The organism is uncultured Thermosynechococcus sp. (genome assembly GCF_937958135.1).
Lineage (GTDB): Bacteria > Cyanobacteriota > Cyanobacteriia > Thermosynechococcales > Thermosynechococcaceae > Thermosynechococcus.
Map to the genome: position 1 here is coordinate 1 of NZ_CALGOG010000026.1, position 3,200 is coordinate 3,200.

The following is a 3,200-nucleotide window of genomic DNA, read 5'->3' on the forward strand; positions in this document are numbered from 1 at the left end:
GAGCAAGAACGAGAGCTTTACGAGAAGCTGCGACAAGTTCAGTCTTATGACCCACGCGCTGCCTTGAAGCTTTAATCCCTACTGTTTTGGTTGAGCAACGCCGCCGCGCATCCTACGAATGGACGGGAAGCGTCATTAGCCAGTTAGCGGCGGATGTGATAAGGTTCTTCTAGCCAAGTATGGTACTATTGCCCGCCAGAAAAGACTTCTGGAGACCCGGGCGGATATAAGGCCTGCTTGGCAAGGTACAACTGAACCTGTAAGTCCTGGCATCACCCGACTTATAAACGTAGGCAACAGGCCAAAAGTTGGCATGAACAACTTCAACCCAAAACCCACAGGCAGAAATGACCTGGGGTGCTGCAAAGGCAAAAGTTCCTGGCAGTAGGCGAGAATGCCGCCTCCCTCTCTGGTAACAGGATTGGGAAGCTGCTTATGTAGGCAAAGCGTCATAAGCGGAGCATTCACATAGCCCTTCTATCTCGGCAAAGAGTTACCTTGCCGGTACAGGGATCCCTTGGGTGATAAAAGACTAAAGTGAAGGTGTTCCGCTTGCTAATTCTGTCAAGTGAATCTCTTCTCGTCTCCTGGGAGCTCTTATGAAAACTCTGTCTTTGGCTGCCTTGACTCTGACTTTTTGGGCTTTAACTTGTTTAGAAAAGTATTCTCAGGCAGGTTTTGCTCAGCCTGGACTGAGGATTGCACCCTCTCGCCCTATCACCGCAGCAGAGCTAGAGTCTATCTCCAACCTTTGGAAAACCGAACCGCCCATTCTAAGACCGATTTTGGATCAATCCTTTTCAGTTTACTTATCCAGATATGGAAATGTTTATTTTCTCTCTTTTTTTGATCAAAGCTTGCCAGATCGGCCCCCAGTACTCACTCACTGGCTGGTAGGCTCTGGGAGAGTACTCAAAGAATTGCCCTTCTCGGAGAAACTCATACCAAAATCCTACTTTCCATTTAGTTTGGATGCCGTTGTCTTTACAGACTTGTACTTCGATGGTTTGGAAGATATTTACACCATTGCTAGTTATATTACCGGCGTAGGACCGACAGGGGCGATCCCTTTCCCGGTGATCACAGTTTACGGGCAACGGGAGGATGGTTCCTTCGTCATTTGGGAGAATGTTAGTCTTGAGTTAACTACTAGCGGAGCTTCTACTGCGGCAGAAGTAGAAAAACTTTTGCCCCAGTTCTTACCCTCACCCTAAATTGTATTTCAGCTTACGGGTAGAGCAACCCTCTCCCATAGAAGAGCTTGGAACAGCCTCCGACCACACCATTCTCTAACCGTAACTTTCTCCCAGAGGGGAGAGGAACTCCGAAAAGGTATTGGGTGATCCCTGAAGGGTCTGTAATTTGAGGTGCACTTAGAGCAAAACTTTTCACAAAATCTTCGAGAAAACTTGTAAGGAGCTGATGTGCCCAGTCCAACTGCCGAACAACCGGAGCAAATCCGGGAACTGTTTAACCGTATTGCCCCCCATTATGACGACCTCAATCAAAAGCTCAGTCTCGGGCTGCATCGGGTTTGGAAGCAGATGACGGTGCGCTGGGCCAATCTGCCCCGCGGAGGACGAGCTCTTGATCTCTGCTGTGGTAGCGGGGATTTGGCTTTGCTGCTAGCCCGTCGCGTCGGACGGCAGGGGCATGTCATCGGCCTCGATTTTTCGCCGGCTATGTTGTCGATTGCTGCCTCCCGTTCTCAACGGCTGCTGCCAAAGCATTCTCTAGAGTGGGTTTTGGGTGATGCTTTGGCCTTGCCCTTTGCCGATCACAGCTTTGATGGCATCACCATGGGCTATGGTTTGCGCAACGTTACGGATATTCCACAGGCCCTAGGGGAGATAAAGCGGGTGCTCAAGCCGGGGTGTCGAGCGGCCATTTTGGACTTTCATCGGCCTACAGGGATCCCTTTCCTGGAACAATTCCAACGCTGGTACCTCAACACACAGGTGGTTTCTCAAGCCAAAACTCTCGGCTTAGGAGAGGACTATGCCTACATTGATCCCAGCTTGGATCGATTTCCCTGTGGAGAGGAACAAAAGCAACTGGCCTTGGCAGCAGGGTTTGAGCAGGTGACTTTCTTCCCTTTGATGGGGGGCATGATGGGGGTTTTGGTGGTACAAAAGTCCTCTCAGAGCTAACCGGCCACATCTAACAGATGGGATCAGATGGGATGGCCTCAACCGACAACAGGAGTAAGGGTAGCCTTGAAGGGATCCCGGCGGCGCAGCAGATCTTCCGTTTGCGCTTGAATTTCTGCCAGGGCTTTGGCCTCTGAAAGTTGCGTGCCTTGTCCGGCTACAGGGATCCCATCCACAAACACAGTGTGAAGATTGCTGGCGCGGGCAGCATAGACCAAGTTCCAAAGAATGTTGGTTCCCTCTCCACCGTTGAAAGTGCTCTCCCAAACCTGGGGCATCAAGTTGGGCTAGGCCAGATCCAGCAAGACCCAATCCGCTTTCTTGCCCACTTCAACAGAGCCAATTTCCTGTTCTAGACCCAGTACCTGAGCCCCTTCTATCGTGGCCATCTGCAGCATGGTGGGGGCAGGTAGGGCAGCAGCACCCTAGTGCTTCACTTTTTGCAGCAAAGAAGCAAACTTCATCTCCTCAAACCTGTCCAGGTTGTTTTTGGAGATATTCCCATCGGTGCTCAGGCCAATGCGGATCCCGTCTGACAGCATCCTTGGAATGGGGGCGATCCCGCCGGCCAGCTCGGCCTTGCCAATCGGGCCGTGACAAACCGCAGTCCCCGTCTCCTTGAGGGTAGCCGCCGCGCATCCTACGAATGAACGCGAAGGTCATTGGCTAGTTAACGGCGGACGGGGTAGAAGTGTTCCAGTCAAGTACGGCACTATTGCCCACCAGACCAGAACTCTGGGCGTCTGGGTAGATCTAAGACCTCCTTGGCAAGGTACAACTCAACCTGCAAGTCCCTGGCATCACCCGATTGATAAACCTAGGGAACAGGCCAAAAGTTGGCATGAACACTTTCAACCCAAAACCCACAGGCAGAAATGACCTAGGGTGCTGCAAAGGCAAAAGTTCCTGGCAGTAGGCGAGAGCGCCGCCTCCCTCTCTGGCAACGGGATTGGGAAGCTAGGATTTAATTGCGAACCAATAAATCGCTAGTTGCGTTCACGAGAATCTTTGCTTATAGGGATCCGAGAGCATTGCGAGCATGGACAGCCA

3 protein-coding genes and 1 pseudogene are annotated in these 3,200 nt (G+C 51.6%); 2 read left to right on the forward strand and 2 right to left on the reverse strand.

What is annotated here, in order from left to right; genetic code table 11:
• Nucleotides 1-599: 599 nt before the first annotated feature.
• Together Q0711_RS03835 and ubiE are read left to right on the forward strand one after the other, a co-directional pair.
• Nucleotides 600-1,214 (forward strand): hypothetical protein, encoded by a 615-nt coding sequence (locus Q0711_RS03835; RefSeq protein WP_299041663.1) that lies wholly within the window; start codon nt 600-602, stop codon nt 1,212-1,214.
• 210 nt (nt 1,215-1,424) lie between these two features.
• Nucleotides 1,425-2,150: a bifunctional demethylmenaquinone methyltransferase/2-methoxy-6-polyprenyl-1,4-benzoquinol methylase UbiE gene (ubiE, locus tag Q0711_RS03840; RefSeq protein WP_299041666.1), complete on the forward strand. Its 726-nt coding sequence runs from the start codon at nt 1,425-1,427 to the stop codon at nt 2,148-2,150.
• A 38-nt stretch (nt 2,151-2,188) separates the two neighbouring features.
• Here the strand turns inward: ubiE and Q0711_RS03845 are convergent, their stop codons facing one another.
• Entirely contained in the window at nt 2,189-2,428 is a 240-nt protein-coding gene (locus Q0711_RS03845; RefSeq protein ID WP_299041669.1) for a hypothetical protein, read from the reverse strand.
• Nucleotides 2,429-2,437: 9 nt separating this feature from the next.
• Nucleotides 2,438-2,770 (reverse strand): annotated as a pseudogene (locus Q0711_RS03850) (amidohydrolase family protein); the annotation flags it as partial.
• Nucleotides 2,771-3,200: the final 430 nt, after the last annotated feature.

Excerpts from the sequence above, each read along its gene's own strand:
- Q0711_RS03835 (WP_299041663.1), top strand. The coding sequence starts at position 600 with ATGAAAACTCTGTCTTTGGCTGCCTTGACTCTGACTTTTTGGGCTTTA.
- Q0711_RS03845 (WP_299041669.1), bottom strand. The coding sequence starts at position 2,428 with ATGCCCCAGGTTTGGGAGAGCACTTTCAACGGTGGAGAGGGAACCAAC.